Annotated in this window: 20 protein-coding genes and 2 pseudogenes; 7 read left to right on the forward strand and 15 right to left on the reverse strand. The window is 70.7% G+C overall.

Features of this window, described 5'->3' with window-relative positions:
* Positions 1 to 9: 9 nt before the first annotated feature.
* The 8 genes and pseudogenes from I6J71_RS07020 to I6J71_RS07055 form a co-directional block, all read right to left on the reverse strand.
* Positions 10 to 981, reverse strand: a complete 972-nt coding sequence (locus tag I6J71_RS07020) for a PHB depolymerase family esterase (RefSeq protein ID WP_204093971.1) — start codon at positions 979 to 981, stop codon at positions 10 to 12.
* Entirely contained in the window at positions 982 to 1,764 is a 783-nt protein-coding gene (locus tag I6J71_RS07025; protein ID WP_204093972.1) for an amino acid ABC transporter ATP-binding protein, read from the reverse strand.
* On the reverse strand, positions 1,761 to 2,516 hold the full coding sequence (locus tag I6J71_RS07030; RefSeq protein WP_204093973.1) for an amino acid ABC transporter permease: 756 nt from the start codon (positions 2,514 to 2,516) through the stop codon (positions 1,761 to 1,763). Before I6J71_RS07030 ends, I6J71_RS07025 begins: the two co-directional genes overlap by 4 nt.
* A gap of 13 nt (positions 2,517 to 2,529) precedes the next feature.
* The gene (locus tag I6J71_RS07035; RefSeq protein WP_204093974.1) at positions 2,530 to 3,384 is read right to left on the reverse strand and encodes an ABC transporter substrate-binding protein; all 855 of its coding nucleotides are present in this window, start codon (positions 3,382 to 3,384) and stop codon (positions 2,530 to 2,532) included.
* Positions 3,381 to 4,226: a creatininase family protein gene (locus tag I6J71_RS07040; protein WP_204093975.1), complete on the reverse strand. Its 846-nt coding sequence runs from the start codon at positions 4,224 to 4,226 to the stop codon at positions 3,381 to 3,383. The genes I6J71_RS07035 and I6J71_RS07040 overlap by 4 nt, the downstream gene beginning before the upstream one ends.
* The gene (locus tag I6J71_RS07045; RefSeq protein WP_204093976.1) at positions 4,223 to 4,909 is read right to left on the reverse strand and encodes a FadR/GntR family transcriptional regulator; all 687 of its coding nucleotides are present in this window, start codon (positions 4,907 to 4,909) and stop codon (positions 4,223 to 4,225) included. Before I6J71_RS07045 ends, I6J71_RS07040 begins: the two co-directional genes overlap by 4 nt.
* A 281-nt stretch (positions 4,910 to 5,190) precedes the next feature.
* A complete protein-coding gene (locus I6J71_RS47760; protein WP_239155281.1) occupies positions 5,191 to 5,538 on the reverse strand; it encodes a hypothetical protein in 348 nt (115 codons plus the stop codon).
* A gap of 156 nt (positions 5,539 to 5,694) precedes the next feature.
* Positions 5,695 to 6,153, reverse strand: a pseudogene (locus I6J71_RS07055) (FAD-dependent oxidoreductase); the annotation flags it as partial.
* 893 nt (positions 6,154 to 7,046) lie between these two features.
* Here I6J71_RS07055 and I6J71_RS07060 point away from each other — a divergent pair.
* Entirely contained in the window at positions 7,047 to 7,187 is a 141-nt protein-coding gene (locus I6J71_RS07060; RefSeq protein ID WP_204093978.1) for a hypothetical protein, read from the forward strand.
* 280 nt (positions 7,188 to 7,467) lie between these two features.
* Here the strand turns inward: I6J71_RS07060 and I6J71_RS07065 are convergent, their stop codons facing one another.
* Both I6J71_RS07065 and I6J71_RS50375 read right to left on the reverse strand, forming a co-directional pair.
* A complete protein-coding gene (locus I6J71_RS07065; protein WP_239154490.1) occupies positions 7,468 to 7,956 on the reverse strand; it encodes a GNAT family N-acetyltransferase in 489 nt (162 codons plus the stop codon).
* A gap of 41 nt (positions 7,957 to 7,997) precedes the next feature.
* The gene (locus I6J71_RS50375) at positions 7,998 to 8,423 is read right to left on the reverse strand and encodes a VOC family protein (RefSeq protein ID WP_370542090.1); all 426 of its coding nucleotides are present in this window, start codon (positions 8,421 to 8,423) and stop codon (positions 7,998 to 8,000) included.
* 450 nt (positions 8,424 to 8,873) lie between these two features.
* Here I6J71_RS50375 and I6J71_RS50380 point away from each other — a divergent pair.
* From I6J71_RS50380 to I6J71_RS07090, 5 genes and pseudogenes are all read left to right on the forward strand, one after another.
* Positions 8,874 to 8,984 (forward strand): annotated as a pseudogene (locus I6J71_RS50380) (ATPase); the annotation flags it as partial.
* 64 nt (positions 8,985 to 9,048) lie between these two features.
* Entirely contained in the window at positions 9,049 to 9,276 is a 228-nt protein-coding gene (locus I6J71_RS47765) for a hypothetical protein (RefSeq protein ID WP_239154491.1), read from the forward strand.
* An 82-nt stretch (positions 9,277 to 9,358) separates the two neighbouring features.
* Entirely contained in the window at positions 9,359 to 10,036 is a 678-nt protein-coding gene (locus tag I6J71_RS07080) for a GNAT family N-acetyltransferase (RefSeq protein ID WP_204093979.1), read from the forward strand.
* Positions 10,037 to 10,050: 14 nt separating this feature from the next.
* The gene (locus I6J71_RS07085) at positions 10,051 to 10,269 is read left to right on the forward strand and encodes a hypothetical protein (protein WP_204093980.1); all 219 of its coding nucleotides are present in this window, start codon (positions 10,051 to 10,053) and stop codon (positions 10,267 to 10,269) included.
* A 144-nt stretch (positions 10,270 to 10,413) separates the two neighbouring features.
* A complete protein-coding gene (locus I6J71_RS07090) occupies positions 10,414 to 10,872 on the forward strand; it encodes a hypothetical protein (protein WP_204093981.1) in 459 nt (152 codons plus the stop codon).
* Here the strand turns inward: I6J71_RS07090 and I6J71_RS07095 are convergent.
* Both I6J71_RS07095 and I6J71_RS07100 read right to left on the reverse strand, forming a co-directional pair.
* Entirely contained in the window at positions 10,859 to 11,698 is an 840-nt protein-coding gene (locus I6J71_RS07095) for an alpha/beta fold hydrolase (protein ID WP_204093982.1), read from the reverse strand. The genes I6J71_RS07090 and I6J71_RS07095 overlap by 14 nt on opposite strands.
* A gap of 50 nt (positions 11,699 to 11,748) precedes the next feature.
* The gene (locus tag I6J71_RS07100; protein WP_204093983.1) at positions 11,749 to 12,453 is read right to left on the reverse strand and encodes an SDR family oxidoreductase; all 705 of its coding nucleotides are present in this window, start codon (positions 12,451 to 12,453) and stop codon (positions 11,749 to 11,751) included.
* Positions 12,454 to 12,563: 110 nt separating this feature from the next.
* On the opposite strand from I6J71_RS07100, the gene I6J71_RS07105 reads away from it, so the two are divergent.
* A complete protein-coding gene (locus I6J71_RS07105) occupies positions 12,564 to 13,415 on the forward strand; it encodes a LysR family transcriptional regulator (protein ID WP_204093984.1) in 852 nt (283 codons plus the stop codon).
* A 315-nt stretch (positions 13,416 to 13,730) separates the two neighbouring features.
* Here I6J71_RS07105 and I6J71_RS07110 read toward each other — a convergent pair whose 3' ends face one another.
* Genes I6J71_RS07110 through I6J71_RS07120 form a run of 3 tightly spaced genes read right to left on the reverse strand, consistent with a single transcriptional unit; the run spans position 13,731 to position 16,166 of the window.
* Positions 13,731 to 14,285: a cysteine hydrolase family protein gene (locus I6J71_RS07110; RefSeq protein WP_204093985.1), complete on the reverse strand. Its 555-nt coding sequence runs from the start codon at positions 14,283 to 14,285 to the stop codon at positions 13,731 to 13,733.
* 14 nt (positions 14,286 to 14,299) lie between these two features.
* Positions 14,300 to 15,727, reverse strand: a complete 1,428-nt coding sequence (locus tag I6J71_RS07115) for an MFS transporter (protein WP_239154492.1) — start codon at positions 15,725 to 15,727, stop codon at positions 14,300 to 14,302.
* The gene (locus tag I6J71_RS07120) at positions 15,720 to 16,166 is read right to left on the reverse strand and encodes a MarR family winged helix-turn-helix transcriptional regulator (RefSeq protein WP_204093986.1); all 447 of its coding nucleotides are present in this window, start codon (positions 16,164 to 16,166) and stop codon (positions 15,720 to 15,722) included. The genes I6J71_RS07115 and I6J71_RS07120 overlap by 8 nt, the downstream gene beginning before the upstream one ends.
* Between the last annotated feature and the right edge of the window lie 10 nt (positions 16,167 to 16,176).

A 16,176-nucleotide genomic window follows, 5' to 3' on the forward strand; every position in this document is an offset into this window, starting at 1 on the left:
CAAGGGCGGTCAGCGGTGCCGCAACCCGGACCCCAGCGTGTGCGAGGTGAAGAACGCCCAGATCACGTCCTGCGCCTTGATCGTCTGCGTCGCCGAGCCGGGGCCGCTGTCCACGAGCTCGCCGGGCCAGGTGTGGCCGGCGCCGAGGATGCGGTAGTGGGTCACCGACGCGTTGACGGCGCAGTTCTGCCACGAGAACCCGATGACGTCGGAGCCGATGTCCGTGCTGACCGGGGTCGCGTCGCAGCGGTTGTGGTTCGCCCAGTTCTGGGCCCAGTCCATGAGGTTGGGGATCGGTTCGCTGTGGCTGGTGCCGCCGGTGTACTCGATGGTCGGGTCGGCGGTGCCGTGGAAGTCGACGATGGGGGCGGGCACGCTCGACGAGCAGCCGACCGTCGTGCCGGGGTAGAAGGCGCCCGCGATGGTGGCGAAGGCCGCGATGCGCATCGGCAGCTGGCAGGCCAGGAGCGAGACGAAGCCGGCACCGTTGGACTTGCCCGTGGCGAAGATGCGCAGCGGGTCCACGCACAGCGTGGCCTGCAGGTGGTCGAGCAGGTCGCTCACGAAGCGCACGTCGTCGACGCCGGCGGCGGCGTACGGGGCGCTCTGCCAGGCGCCCTGGTCGTCCTGGCCCTTGGCGCCGACCGGGTACACGGCGATCGTGTCGAGGCCGTCGATGCCGGAGAACTCTTCGATGTCGCTGCCGTCGCCCTTGCGGCCGTGGAACGCGAGCACCACGGGCTTCGGGTGGCCCGGCGAGTACGACGCAGGCAGGTGGATCAGGTAATCGCGGGACAGCCCGCCGGAGGTGATGGTCTGGGTGACCGTCTGCCCGAGCGGCAGCGAGTTCGACTGCGCCAGACAGCCCGTCGAGGGCATGGGGTGGTTGCGCGCGGACGGTTGGGCGGCCGCGGTCTGCGGCACCACCACCGCGGCCGTGAGCGCAAGCGCGGCGACAGCGGCGAGCTTGGCGAATCTCATTCAGAGCACCTCGTCGAGGAAGGACCGGAGCCGGTCACTGCGGGGGTTCTCGAAGAACTCGGTGGGGTGGGCGGCTTCCACGAGCCGCCCTTGGTCGAGGAACACGACCTGCTCGGCGACCTCACGGGCGAAGCGCATCTCGTGCGTCACCACGATCATGGTCATGCCGCGGGAAGCGAGATCGCGCATCACGGCGAGCACGCCCTTCACGAGCTCGGGGTCGAGTGCGGACGTCGCTTCGTCGAACAACATCACCTCGGGGTTCATCGCCAGCGACCGCGCGATGGCCACGCGCTGCTGCTGACCGCCCGAGAGCTGCGAGGGCCGGCGGTTCTCGTACGCCGCCAGCCCGACCGCGGCGAGGTTCGCCCGCGCGGTCTCCACGGCTTCGTCACGGGACACCCCGAGCACCTGCTGCGGGGCGAGCGTCACGTTGTCCAGCACGGTGTGGTGCGGGAACAGGTGGAAGTTCTGGAACACCATGCCGACGCGGGTGCGGATGCGGTCGACGTCCGCGCTCTTGTCGGTGATGGCCTCGTCGCCGATGAAGATGCGCCCGGCGGTGGGGATCTCCAGCAGGTTGGTGCAGCGCAGCAGCGTCGATTTGCCGGAACCCGACGGGCCGATCACGCACGTGGTCGTCCCGCCCGGCGCTTCGAGCACGATGTCGTGGAGCACCGGGGTGTGGCCGTAGCTCTTGTCGACGTGCTCGTAGCGGACCGTGGTTCCGGGGGTTTCGGTGGTGCCCGCGGCGTCGGCTGCCGCGGTGCTCGCCTGCGTCATGCGAGTGCCTCCTCGGTGCGCACGGCCTTGGGCGCGGTGCTCGCGGCGGGCCGGCCCTCGCGCATCCGCTTGTCCCATTTGTTGACCACATAGGTGAGCGGCACGGTGATCGCGAGGTAGAACAGGCCCGCGGCGACCAGCGGCGAGAGCGACGCGTTGTTGGTCGACGTGTCCTGGGCGATCGCGAACATCTCGCGCTGCCCCGCCGCCAGGCCCAGCAGGTAGACCAGCGCGGTGCTCTTGATGACGAGGATGAACTGGCCGGTGAGCGCCGGCAGCACCCGCCGGAAGCCGATCGGGATCACGATCAGCCGCATCGTCTTCGTGTGCGACAGGCCCAGGCTGCGCGAAGCTTCGACGATGCCCTTGTCGACGCTCTGGAAGCCCGAGCGGAAGATCTCCGCCATGTAAGCGCCTTCCATGAGCCCGATCGCCAGCGCCGCGTAGCCGTACGTCCAGTCACCGAACACCGTGAGCCCGGCGAGCGGCAGGCCCTGTCCGATGAGGTAGATGCTCAGGATGTGCGGCAGACCTCGCAGGATGTCGACGTACCAGCGACACGGCAGGCGCAGCACCCGGAACTTCGACATCAGGCCGCTGGCGAGGAAGATGCCGACCACGAGACCGATCGCGCTGGCGAGCACCGTGAGGAACAGGGTGTTCAGCAGCCCTTCCTTGAGCAGCGTGGGAAGCGTGCTGCCGATGAGGTCGAGGTCGAAGAACGTGTCCCAGATGTGTTTCAGGCCTTCCATGGCACCTGTCCTTTCAGGACCCGTCGGTGGTGACGCCGGGTCGCTGCTGCATGCCGGGGTAGGCGTTCAGCATGTCCTTCGGGATCGCGACGTGCTTCGGGTTCCACTTGTCGAACAGCTTCGTGTAGGTGCCATCGGCGATCACGGCCTTGAGCGCGTCGTCCAGCGCCTTCTTCAGCTCCGGACGGTCCTTCGCGACGGGGAACGCCGTCATGCCGCTGGTGATCGGCGGCGAAGCCTGGTAGTCCGGGTGCTTCTCCAGGAGGTCCAAAGTGGTCGCGACGCCGGTGAACAGGCCGTCGACCTGGCCGGCCGTCAACGCGTTGGAGCTGGCGGCGATGTTCGGGAACTCCTTGACCGTCACGGTCGGCACACGTTTCTTGACCAGCGGGATCAACTCGCTGCCACGCGTGATCGCGATCGTCTTGCCCGCCGAGGCGTCCACAGTAGCCAGTGGCGCGGACTTGCGCGAGATCAGCTGCGCCTGCCCGTAGTTCACCGCGGTGGTGAAGTCGGTGACCTCCTGGCGCGGCGGCGTGACGAGCGTGCCGAACGCGGCCGAATCGTACTTGTGGTTGCGGACGTTGGGCAGCATGCTCGCGAAGTCGGTGGCCGTGTACTCGGGCGTGAGGTTCATCTTCTTCGCCATCGCCTGCGTGAGCTCGATGAGGAAACCGGCGGGCTTGCCGCCGTCGATGAACGAGGTCGGCTTGTCGTCGGAGCGGAATGCGAGCTGCAGCTTGCCGGCGGCCGCGGTGTGCAGCGGGTTGGCGGCCTGGTTGTCGCCGCCACCGCAGGCGGCCAGCGTGAGACCGACCGCGATCGCGAGGGTGGCCACTCCGAAACGACGTCGGGTCGGGGCGGTCATGGGGTCTCCTGGGGAACGGTGGTGCGGACAGGGGCGGACTGGCGTTCCGGCAGGTCGATGAACTCCTGCAGGAAGCCGCTGATGCGCTCGACGGCGGTTTCCACCAGTCGAGCACCGATCGCGACGGACGCCTTAGTGCCGTCGCCGAGAGTGCCGGTCTTGCTGAGGTTGTCGTAGGTCTGCGGGAAGTGGATGCCCGGCCGCGAACGGCTGAGCTTGCCCGCCTGGTCGAGGTCGTCGAACGTGGCGCTGCCGCGCGTCAGGCGATCGGGCAGGACGAGGTCCGGGTCGGCGAACATCGCCTGCGACGTCTCGATTTCGCAGGAGTGGCCCCGGATCCGGCTCTCGGCGAACTCCGCCGTGAGGTCCGCGACCACGGGCGTGATGCCGCTCCACGCGAGGTGCAGGTCGGGCAGGTCCGTGCGCAGCCGGGTCACGGCGATCTCCACCGTCGCGTTGTTGCCGCCGTGGCCGGTGATCACGTAGACCTTGCGCCAGCCGTGCCGGTGCAGGCTCGTGACCAGCTCGACAATCACCTGCTGCAGGGTGATCGGCGACAGCGTGAGCGTGCCGGGGAAAGCCATGTGGTGTTCGGAAACGCCCACCGGGATCACCGGCGTGACCACGACCTTCGGCGACAGCCGCTGCGCGACGAGGTCGGCGACGACTTCGGCGCGGGTGGTGTCGGTGCGCTGCGCCAGGCCGTGGCCGTGCTGCTCGGTGGCGCCGAGCGGCACGATCGCCACGGGGGCGTACGGGCGCAGATCGTCGATCTCCGGCCAGGTCAGGTCGGCGAGGCGGTGCGAACGTGGTGCGATCGTCATCTTGTCTTTCCCGGTCATCCGGCCCGCCCCAGCTGGCGGGCCACGTCGGTGCGGAGCTGTTCGAGGTGGCGGCGCGTGCGCTCCTCCGCTTGCGCCGCGTCGCCGGCGCGCACGGCCTCGTAGATCGCGAGGTGCTCCTCGTAGTCGCGCTTGCGGTCTTCGATGAGGGCGCGCAGGGCTTTCTGCTCGCGGCCACGGGCGGTCAGCAGCGAATCGACGATCTCGAACAGCACCTGGTTGCCCGATCCGCCCGCGAGCTCGCGGTGGAAGTTCAGGTGGGGCCCCGGATCCGCGCGGTCGCGCTTGGCCGTGTCGAGCGCGAGTTCCAGGCGCTGCAGGCTTTCTTCGGTGCGATTGGTCGCGGAGAGGGCGGCGATGCCGGGCTCGATCGTCAGCCTCGCGGCCACGAGCTGCAGGATCAGCTCGTCCTTCATCGGCGCGGAGTTGGGGTTGGGCATCAGCGTGCGGTGGATGCCGTCGCCCACGTAGATGCCGGAGCCGTGGCGCATGCGCACCGCGTCGGTGGTTTGCAGGCGCCGCAAGGCTTCCCGGATGGTCGGGGTCGTCACGGAGAACCGCTCCGCCAGCACCCGCACGGTCGGCAGGGTGTCGCCGGGCGCCAGGCGCTCCTCGGCGATCAGCTGCAGCAGCCCTTCGACGAGCTGCTCGGACAGCCCGGGCTTGGGGTGCGCTTCGGTCATCGGTGACTCCGTTCTGCGAGTGAATTGACTAAATCACTTACTCAATTTGAAGTCAAGTTTTTGGTGTTTGCGCAGATCAGGGCGGTGTTGGCCCGTGAAACGGCCTCCGATGCCGGGCAGGGTCGGAGGCCGTAGGGATGGGTGGGGTCAACCGGAGAGGAGGTGGTCGGAGACCGTCCACAGGCGACTGGCGGTGCTGGGGTGAAGAGCGTTTGGGGGCGACGCCGGCAGGTTCGGGACGCGCGCTACTTCATAATCGGGGGGTGCCTCCGGATGGAAAATCACGCCGTGCGGACGGGTGGCGTGGCGAGGACCTCGTTGAAGGCTTCCGTGGAGGACGGGTGCGTGTAGACGGCGTCGCGCAGCTCGCTCGAGGTCACGTCGTGGCGCATGGCCAGCGTGAGCGTGTTGATCAGTTCCTGTGAGTCGACGCTCAGGAGTGCCGCGCCCAGCACGCGGTCGGTTCCGCGGTCGACGACGAACTTCATCAGCCCGCGCGTCTCGCCCACGATCTTCGCCCGCGGCATCCCCGCGATGTCCGCAACCGGCTTCTCGACGACCTTGACCGGCAGTCCGCGCTCGACCGCGTCGCGCTCGGTGAGCCCGACGCGCGAGAAGGTAGGCGTCATGAACACCGTGTACGGTACGAACGCGTGGTCCTTTGTGGACCGAACGTCGTTGCCGAGGAGCTGGTCCGCGACGATGCGGTTGTCGTCCAACGAGATGTAGGTGAACTGCGGTCCGCCGTCGACGTCGCCGATGGCGAAGATGTGCTGCTGGCTCGTGCGCGGGAACTCGTCGACCTCGACGGCGCCCGACGCGGTGGTGGGCACGCCCGCGCGGTCGAGACCCAGGCCCTCGGTGGCGGGCTGGCGCCCGGTCGCGGCGAGCACCTCGTCGGCGGCGAGCGTGTGCGTCACGCCGCCGGCTTAGTAGGTGATCTCGACGCCGCTGTCGATGTCACGCACCTGCGTGACGTGCGCGCCGAACACGAACTCGACGCCCGCCGCGCACAGGATGTCCGTTGCGGCCCCGGCGATGTCGTCGTCCTCGAGCGGCATGATGCGCGGGGCCGCGTCGGGCACCGTCACCGCACTGCCGAACTGGGCATACATCGACGCGAACTCCACGCCGACGTAACCGCCGCCGAGGATCGCCAAGCGCTGGGGCAGGTGGTCGAGGTCGATGAGTTCGGTGCTCGTGAGCAGGTGAGCGCTGTCCGCGAGGCCAGGGATCGGCGGGATCGTCGGGGTGGGCGCCGGTGTTGATCACGATCGTGTCGGCGGCGAGGTCGAGCACGTCGTCGCCCGCGGTGACGCGCACCGTCTTCGGGTCGAGGAACTCCGCGCGGCCGGTGACGACAGTGACGGAGTCGAGCGTGTCGAGGTTGGCGAAGTTGGCGCCGCGCAGCTTGGTCGTGAGCGCGCGGGTGGCGTCGACGGCCTTGCGGTGCCGTTCGGCCGGCGTGCCCGCGCCGGGGTTTCCGCGCCGGGGTTTCCGCGTGGTGGACGAGCGCCTTCGTCGGGACGCAACGGATGTTGATGCAGCTGCCGCCATACATCTCTGCGGACTGCTCGATCATGGCGACCCGCTTGCCGCGCCACCCCAGTAAGGCCGCCAGCGTCTTGCCGCCCGTGCCGAACCCGATGACCAGAAGGTCGAAGTGCATATCCTCCGTGCGCGCAGTTTCCGCAGGCAAGGCAGAGCCGACAACGCATGAACAGCTCAATTTTCGTCGATATCGGCTCACGGCCGGGGAAGCCGGCTCGTCCGGCCGGCGCGGCTCGAGGCCGGCGTCGACGTGCGGTGCCGGCCGGCCGGGCGGTGATCGTTCGGTCGGCTGCGGCAGGCCCGTGGTTCACTCGGCGCAGCACTCAGGAAGCGAGTCGACCATGCTGAGCATCACGGCACCGGGCGGGACTGTCCACGTTGGATACGTCGACGCGATCTTCGCTCGCACCCCTCCGGCCAGGCGAGGAGGAACCGCCCCGCGTCTGGGCGGAGCGTGGCATCGGCCTGCCGGACGCCGACGTGCCACCTTCGTCACCACCCTCGGCGAGGTGATGAAAACGTCACAGTTCCGGCATGCCCGCGGCTCCGGGGCCGGCCGGGCGGCGAGCAGATCTGGTCGGTCCCGGTGACCCGCAACGGCTTCACCTACGTCGCCGGTCCCTGGAACAACGCGGCGGGCCACCGCCCGGCGGAGACGTTCGGTGTGGCACCGGCGGACGTGCGGGGGTTGCGGATCCGGTTGGCTGCGCACTTGCACTTGGGCTGAGTGCCCGCCGCTGGTGCCAGGCGCACGCGGCGGCTCACGGTCGAGAAAGCGCCCGGGGGGATTCGGCCGGCGAGGCACTTGCGCGGGAGCTCAGCCGCGCGGTCGGCACGGCCGGGTGACCGGGCAGCTGCCCGCGGGTGATCTGGCCGGTAACGTTGCCACGGCTGGTGAAACGTCGCGCAATCGGCCATGGGTCCACCCGCGGCGCGTTCGGGGCGAGCTGTCGGCGGCGCTCGAGCTGCCGAGCGGGTGCGGATCAGCGCGGCGCGCCTGCGACGGGTCAGCCGCGTGGTTTGACCAGGTACACCGCGTGCCGGATGTGTGCGTCGAGCGGGCCGGCTTGGTCCGTCAGGCGGTAGCCGGCCCGTTCGTACATCGCGATGTTGCGCTTGCTCGCCGCGCCGGTGAAGAGTTCGGTGGTGCGGGCGGTGGCCGGGGCGTGGGTCTCGGCGTGGGCCAGCAGGAACCGCCCCAGGCCGCGCCCGGTGAGGTCCGGGGCGACCATCAGCCGGCCGACTTCCCAGGCCGTGCCTTCGAGGCGCGCGCGGACGGCGCCGACGAGCCGCGGGCCCTGGCGCACAACCCATACGCGCCACGTGCCGATCCACTCGCGGACCTCGTCGAGGGTCTCGTGCAGCGCCGGGATCTCGAGTGTGCTGTTGAGGATCGCCTCCTGGACCCAGCAGCAGCGCTGGAGCACGAGCAGTTCGGCAGCGTCGGCGGCGGTCGCGTCGAGGAGGCGGGCGCCGGGCACTTCGGGGATGTCCACCTCGCCTGTCTAGCGACCGGCGGCGCGTTCGGCAATCGAGTTCACGGGCGCGCGATCATCGTGAACCCCGTGCCGAACGGCTCCGTCACGGTGGCCATGCGGCCGTATGGGGTGTCGTCGATCGTGGTGACCGTGCCGCCCGCGGTGGTGAGTTTCTCGACCGATGCGTGCGTGTCGGCGACTTCGAAGGTGGTGGCCCAGGCGGACGCCGGCGGCGAACCGGCACCGAAGATGCCGCCGATCTCGTGGTCGTCGGGGCGGCGGAGGAAGGTGAAGTCGGCACCGGGGAGGTCGGGGTTGGCGTCGAGGGTGAAGCCGAAAACGCTGCGGTAGAACTCGCGCCCCCGTGGCCCCTTTGTGGTGACGAGGTCGTTGCGCACGAGCGTGCCGGGCTCATTGACGAGCCGCGCGCCCGGAAACGTGCGGCCCTGCCAGAGGCCGAAGCGCGCGCCGGTCGGGTCGGTCACCAGGGCGGCGCGACCGCGGCCGTAGACGTCGTGGGGTTCCTCAGCAGCGCGCCGCCGGCTGCGGTGACGCCGGCGGCCGTCGCGGCGCGGTGGCGAGGTGGACGGTCCAGCCGCATCCCGCGCCGCGGCACAGGCCCGCGACGGGCAGGCCACGCAAGAGGCAGTCGCCGCCGTCGAAGGTCCAGCTGAAGACGGCGCCGTAGAAGGCCTGCGCACGGGCGAGGTGGGCACGGCCTGGTCGAGCCAGGTCGGCGTGCCGAGGGGCTGGTTGGTGTCGACGGTGCTCATCACAGTCCTTTCGCCGGGTGCACCCGGACGCTAACCGGCCCACCGGCCGGTTCCTGACCTGAATATCCGGCTGCGCTGACGCGCGTGACGGGTGAGCTGGTACGGACCGGAACGGGCGTCGACCTGGTGCTGCGCCGCGTGTTCGCGGCGCCGATCGGCGACGTGTGGGCCGACGTCACGGACCCCCATCGCACGGCGTTGTGGTTCGGCACGTGGGAGGGCGAGGCCGCGCCCGGGCGGACGGTCCGCGTGCAGATGGCCTTCGAAGAGGCCGAGCCGTGGACCGAGATGCGCGTCGAAGCGTGTGACGCGCCCCGGCGCCTGGCCCTGACCGGGATTGCTGGACGCCGGCGGCTGGCCGCCGGAGCTCCTGCTGTCCGAAGTGGAGGGTGGCACCGAGCTGAGTCTCGTGCACCACCTCACGGACACCGGCGGCATCGGCGAGATCGGGCCCGGCTGGGAGTACTACCTCGACCTGCTGGTGGCCGCGCGCGACGGCACGCCGCGCCCGTCGTTCGACGACTACTACCCGGCTCAGAAGGAGCCGTACGAGGCGCTGCGCTGATCAGGATGTGGGACCGCTGGCGGCGCGCCGTGGCGGCGACGCATTCTGGGGTGTCGTTCGCTTCTAGGAAAGGGCAGGCTGGATGAGCCCGCTGGACAACCCGGTGCTGTCGTCGCTGTCGGGGCCGCACGCGCACTTCGCCGAGCAGAAGGGCCAAGTCCTGCGCTACCCGGTGGACGTCGCGCCGTTCCTGGCGCTGCCCGACGAGCCGGACGAGCACGTGTGGCGCGACATCGCCGACCTCGCCGGCCCGGGCGCCACGGTGGTCATCGCCGGCGAAGCGCTCACGCCACCTCCGGGCTGGACCGTGCACGGCGGCATCCCGGGCGTGCAGCTCGAGGGCACGAACCTCAGCGTCGCGCCCGAGCCCGAGGCGGTCCGCCTCACGGAAGCCGACGTGCCCGAGATGCTGGACCTCGTCGAGCGGACGCGGCCGGGCCCGTTCCTGCGTCGCACCATCGCGCTGGGCACCTACCTCGGCATCCGCCGCTCCGGCGCGCTCATCGCCATGGCCGGCGAACGCTTCCACCCGCCCGACTGGACGGAGATCAGCGCCGTGTGCACCGACCCGGCCTTCCGCGGCCAGGGCCTCGCCGCGCGGCTCGTGCGGGCCGTCGGGGCCGGGATCCGGGACCGGGGTGAACTGCCGTTCCTGCACGCCGCCGCGTCGAACGTCAACGCGATCCGCCTCTACGAAGCCCTGGGGTTCCGGCTTAACCGGAAGCTCGTGTTCACCGCTGTCGAGGTTCCGCGGGACTAGCCGCGCGTCTGACAATGCTTTCATCCAGGCGCGGGGATCACAGCGACGATGCCGCGCGCTACCAGCGTTCGGCCGTTTCCGTCGACGAGGTGGTGCACGGTGGTGCTCCAGCCGCCGCGGCAACGGTCGATCGCGTGGTCAGGCGGCTCGTTGTGCTGGACACCGCCGGCACCTCCGCCACGCCGGCCCGCATCGATGCCGGCAACACCCACTGGGCATCCGAGCGCATCTGAAGCAGCGCCACGACCGGCAGCATCCCAGCAACCAGCCGCGAGCTCTGTCAGACACGCCCCAGCCGTGCAAGTGGCGAAAATCCGGTGGAACACGGCGATCCAGCCGGTTCCGGGCGGCGAAACGCGAGGGCTAGCGTCGACGTCGTGAGCAAAGTGTTTCTGTCGATCCACGTGCTGGCGGCGATTCTGGCCGTCGGGCCCGTGGCGGTGGCCGCGAGCATGTTCCCCGCTGCGCTGAAGCGGGGTGATCGCGGCACGTTGGTGTTGTTGCACCGGATCTGCCGGGTTTACGCGTGGGTGTCGATCGCCGTGCCTGTGTTCGGGTTCGCGGTCGCCGGGACGATGAAGGTGACGGGCCAGACCTGGGTGCTGGTGTCGATCGGGCTGACCGCGGTGGCCGCCGTCGTGCTGGTGGCCTTCATGCTGCCGGGACAACGTGCGGCGCTGGCGGAACCGGCGGCCGATGGTGGCGGGGTCGCGGTCACGAAGGCCGACACCCGCGTCGCCGGGCGGCTGGCCATGACGACGGGGATCTTCAACCTGCTGTGGGTCGTCGTCACCGTGATCATGATCGTGCGGCCGGGCTCGTCTACCGGGGTGTGACGGTGCCCGCCAGCACCGCGGCGAACTCGGCGGCGTGCACAAGCGGGCCGACGTGCGACGCGGCCATCGACTGGACGTCGAAGGGGTTGCCGGGCGTGAGGGCGTCGGCCTCCTTGATGAACGCGTCCTGCAGCGCAAGCGGCATGCTTTCGTCCTGCGTGAAGCGCACGTACGTGTGCGGTACGCGGCCCCAGGTGGCGGCGTCGGGGCGGTCGTCGCCGCCGTCCAGGGTCTCGTCCGGGTCCAGGCCGGCGAGGAAGGACAGCAGCTCGGCGTCGGTGCCGTCGGCGAGCATGGCGCGCTTCAGCGCGGCGAAGTGCTGCGGATCGCTGCTGCGCCAGTTCATCCGCAGGACGCCGAGCTGCTGCGGGTCGCCGACCCGGACGGCCGCCGCTTCCGCCAGCGCGACCGGGAAGTACGCGGGGTTCTGGAGATAGTCGGCGGGGCCGCCGGTGACGCAGCACCACGCCGACGCGTACACGGTCCGCTCCAGCAGCTCCGGCACCGCGTTCGCGACGCTCGTCACCGCCATGCCACCGCGGCTGTGCCCGACGAGGACCACCGGGTCGTGCTCGCGCGCCCGCCGCACGACGTCCGTCACCGCGGCCACCGCGTCGGAGTACGTCACGGTGGCCAGCGGCGACGGCTCGATCGCGAAGGTGTCGAGGTCCTGCGCCTGGTACGCCGTCGAAAAGCCCGCTTCGCCGTGTCCGGGCAGGTCCACCGCGAGCGAGCGGTGGCCGAGCAACGCCAGTTCCCGTTGCAGGACGGAGAAGCAGCGGCTGGTGGCATTGGACCCGGGCACGAGCACGAACGTCGGTGACATGGCGGCGATTCTGCCCGAATCGGGCGGATCGCGGTGGCGATTTTCAGGGCTCAGGCGGCGGCGATGCTCGCGCCACCGTCGACGCGCAGGACCTGGCCGGTGATGAATCCCGCGTCTTCCGACAGCAGGAAGCAGATGGCGTGCGCGATCTCCGCCGGCCGGCCGAGGCGGCCGACGGGCAGCTGGTCGAGGAACCACGCCTCGCGCTCGGAGCCGGCCGGGGTGCCCTTGCGGAAGAGCTCGGTTTCCGTCGGGCCGGGGGCGACGGCGTTGACGGTGATGCCCCGGGCGGCGAGTTCACCCGCCCAGATACCGGTGGCGGCTTCGAGTGCGGCTTTGGACCCGCCGTACGACGTGCGGTGCGGGGTGCCGAGCGTGACAAGGCTCGTGACGTTGACGATCCGGCCCCGCCCGGCGGCGAGCATGCCGGGCAGCACGGCCTGCGTCACCTGCACCGCGGTGCGGAAATTGAGGTCGTAGGTGCGCGCGACGTCGTCGAGGTCGACGGAGCCGAGCGGCGCCAGCTTGGCGGTGCCGACGTTGTTCACCAGCCCGTCGACGGCACCGGCCGCGACGATCTCGTCGAGCGCCGCGGCGGTCGCGTCGACGTCGGCGAGGTCGGCGACGTGGAAGTCGCCGGGGAAGTCCGGCGGCGCGGTGCGCGCCAGGCCGATCGGGTGGTGGCCCTCCGCGGCCAGCCGGTCGGCGAGGGTCCGGCCGATGCCCTTGGACGCTCCGGTGATCAGCACTCGCATGGTCAATTGACTCCTCTCGATCTGCCCATGACGGTAATGTTCTGGGGGAGTCACAGAAAATGTCGTCGACGTTATGACGGCATGGCGTGGCGATCATGACCGGAGGTCCGATGACGACGATGCAGCAGCTCAGGGTGCTCCTGGCCGTGGCCGAGCACGGCGGGTTCACGGCCGCGGGTGAGCGCCTGGGCATGGCGCAACCGGCTGTCAGCCGCTCGATCGCCTCGCTCGAGAACGAGCTCGGGGCTCCGCTGCTGCTGCGGCTGCGCACGGGCGTCGCGCTCACGGAAGCCGGCGAACGCGCGGTGCGGCGGGCGCGCGAAGCCGTGCGGCAGGTCGACCTGCTGCGCGCCGAGGTCGCCGAAGTGGCCGGGCAGGTCACGGGCACCCTGCGGCTCGCGAGCGTGCCCACCGCCATGGGCACCCGGCTCCCGGCGCAGCTTCGCCTGTTCACCGAACGCCACCCGCTCGTCGCGGTGCGGTCGTTCGAGGGCAGCGACGAGGAGCTGCGTGACTGGCTCGACCAGGGTGTGGCCGACGTCGCCGTGGTCACACTGCCGGCGCCCGGGCTGCGGACCGTGCTGCTCGACCGCCACGAGATGCTCGCCGTGCTGCCTGTGGCGCACCTCCTGGCGGCCTGCGAGACGGTGACGTACGCGCAGCTCGCGAACGAGCCGTTCGTGCGTCCGACCGGTGGCTGCGCGCAGGTGTTCACGGCCGCCGCGCGCGAGGCCGGGGTGCGGCTGGAGGCGACGTTCGAGGCGCGCGAGATGTCCGCCGTGCTGGAGATGGTGCGGGCCGGGCTGGGCGTGAGCATCCTGCCGGCGGTGGGCGTGCCGCGGGTCGACGGCGTGGTGGTGCGGCCGCTGCTGCCCCGCACGATCCGGGAGGTGGCGCTGGCCGTGAGCGCGAGCGCGTCGCCCGCCGCGCGGGCCTTCCTGGCGCAGCTCGAAACCGCCTGAAGTCCACTGCCTGAAGTCCACTGTGGATGGTCGACTTGATTCAGCGCAGCTCGTCGAGCACGCCCTGGTCGGTGCGGGTGTGCACGCTCTCATCGCGCCGGCCGGACGGCGCGCGGCGGCCGGAGACGAACAGCGCCGGCACGGGCGCTCCAGCCCTCGGGCCGCCGGGCGACCTCGGGGATTGTGCGCGGTTTTCGTGTACGCGTTCCGCATCTTCGGTGGCGCGCTCGGTGAGGCGCACGTCGCGGCCGCGGGCGCCCCGCTCGTGTCGCTCAACGACGGCGCGCATAGCCGCGCCCACCCGTTCCCCCCAGCTCAGGCGGAGGCCAGTTCCCGGGCCCACTCCGCGCTGGTCGTGGTGCGGCCGCGGCGGGCGAAGACGTCCATGACCAGCGTTTCGTGCAGGGCGGGGTCGGGATCGATGCAGGCGTCGGAGAGGACGGTGACGTCGTAGTCGAGGTCGGCCGCCTGCAGCGTGGTGGACAGGACCACGCCGCTCGTGGCGATGCCGGCGAGGACGAGGTGCGTGATGTCCTGCGCGGCCAGGATCTGCTGGAGGTTGTTGCCGGCGAAGGCACTCACGCGGTTCTTGTAGACGACGATCTCGCCGTCGGCGGGGGCGACGTCGGGGTGGATGGCGCCGGCGGGGCCGTCCGCGGTGAAGACGCCGGCGGGCAGGGCGCCGAAGATCTTGTTGCGCGGGTGGGCGTCGACGTGGCCTCGCCGCAGCTGCACGGCGATGTGGATGACCGGCACGGCGGCGGCGTGCGCGATCCCGAGCGTCTCGACGGCGCGGGCCAGGTAGCCGTCGGCGACGCGGGACAGCGTGCTGACCTGGAGGTCCATCAAGAGCAAAGCGGTGCGGGACAAGGTGGCGCCTTTCGTCATTCGGTTTCGCGGGTGCGAAGCCGGCCGAGGGTGCGGTCGAAGACGGTGAGAACGAGGAACAGGACGCCGGTGCCGAGCATGAGCCACGCCAGCACGTGCATCCCGCCGGTGTCGGCGCGCTGGCCGAACGACGCGGCGGTGGTCGCCGAGGCGATCATCGAGCCGAGGTAGCCGAACGTGCGCAGCAACCCGGCCGACGACCCGATGTGCTCGGGGTTCGCTTGGTGGTAAAGGGAGTTCTGGAGGGCCAGGCTGTTCGTGCCCTGCGGGACGCCGAAGATCACGGCGAGCAGGACGAGTGTCCACAGCGGACTCTTCCCGGTGAGCGTGAGCATGAGCCCGCACGCCACGACCTGCCCGACAGCGCCCAGGAGCAGCTTGCCTCGCACGCCGTCGCGCCGTCCGGTGAGGATCGACACGCCGATCGACACCGCGAACATCGGGATCTGCACGAGGCCGGCGACGAACGGCGACAGGCCGTAGCCCTCCTCGGTCCACTGGGTGAAGCCGTACAGGAACGCGTACGAGACCGTGTACGCGACGACGGCGCGGGCGTACGTGGCGACCAGCGGCCGGTTGCCGCCGAGCACCCGCAGGTCGATGAACGGTGTGGTGGCCTTGAGTTCCCGCACTGCGAACGCGGCGCCGGCCGCGATGGCGATCGCGAGCAGGTACCACGTCGACAGGTGAAGGTTCATCAGAAACAGCAGCAGGGCAAGCAGCATCGCGGCGAACAGCGCCATGCCGGGCACGTCGAGCTGCTGCGCGAGCCGGCTCGCGGGTGTGGCACTCGATACCTGCTTGGGCAGCCACAAGCCCAGCAGCACGGCGGCGAGGGCGAGGGGCACGTTGATCGCGAACGTGGCGCGCCACCCGCCGACACCGATCAGCACGCCGCCGAGCAGCGGGCCGATCACCGCGATGGTCTGGCTGGTCACCGCGAGCGCCGTCAGCACGCCCGCCGGGCTGTCGCGCCCGGTGCGGCGCGCTTCGCTGCGCAGCAACGCCATCGCCGCCGGGTAACCCGCACACGTGCCGAACCCGAGCACCACCCGTGCGACGACCAGCACCGCCAGGTTCGGCGCCGTCGTCCCGATCACGCCGGCCACGCCGACGAGGCTGGTGGCGGCCAGGAACAGCCGCCGCGGGCCGAACAAGTCGATCAGCCGCCCCACCACGGGCTGCCCGAGCGCCGTCGCCAGGTACAGCGACGACACCAGCCACGCGGTTTCCGCCGGCGGCGCGCCGAGCGCCTGGCCGATCGAGATGAGCGCGACGGAGACGATCGTGGAGTTGACCGGGTTCAGGATCGCCCCGAGCATCATGGCCGGCAGCAGCCGCCGGTCGAAAACGGGCTTCGTGGTTTCCGTTCGTGCCGGCGTGGTGGCCTCCCGGTGTGGCGTGTCGGAGGCGGGGTCAGTCAACGGTCAGCTTCTGGAGGACGGCCATCGCCTCGAGCACGAGCTGCCGTTCGTCTTCGGTGCAGCGGTCCTGCAGGCGGGCAGTCAGCCATTCGCCACGGAGCTGGCGCCCCTCGTCCACGCGCCGGCGCCCCTCGGGCGTGACGGTGAGCCGCACCCGGCGGCCGTCGTTCGGATCCGGGGCGCGCGTGACCAGCCCGAGATCGGCGAGCGACGCGATGGTCGACGTCATCGACTGGTGCCGGACCCCCTCCGCCGCGGCGAGCTCACTGGCCGTTGCGCCCGGCGAGTCCGCGAGCCGCGTGAGGACCGACGCCTGGCTCAGCGTGATGTCCTCCGCCTCGGCGGCGCTCAGAATGCGCCTGCGCAGGCGGCTGATGGTGGTCCGGACCTCCTGCGCCGCCTGCACGGCCGAAGGCGCCAAGTTCGGGGTCTCGTTCACTTGCTTGACG

This window comes from Amycolatopsis sp. FDAARGOS 1241 (assembly GCF_016889705.1).
GTDB lineage: Bacteria > Actinomycetota > Actinomycetes > Mycobacteriales > Pseudonocardiaceae > Amycolatopsis.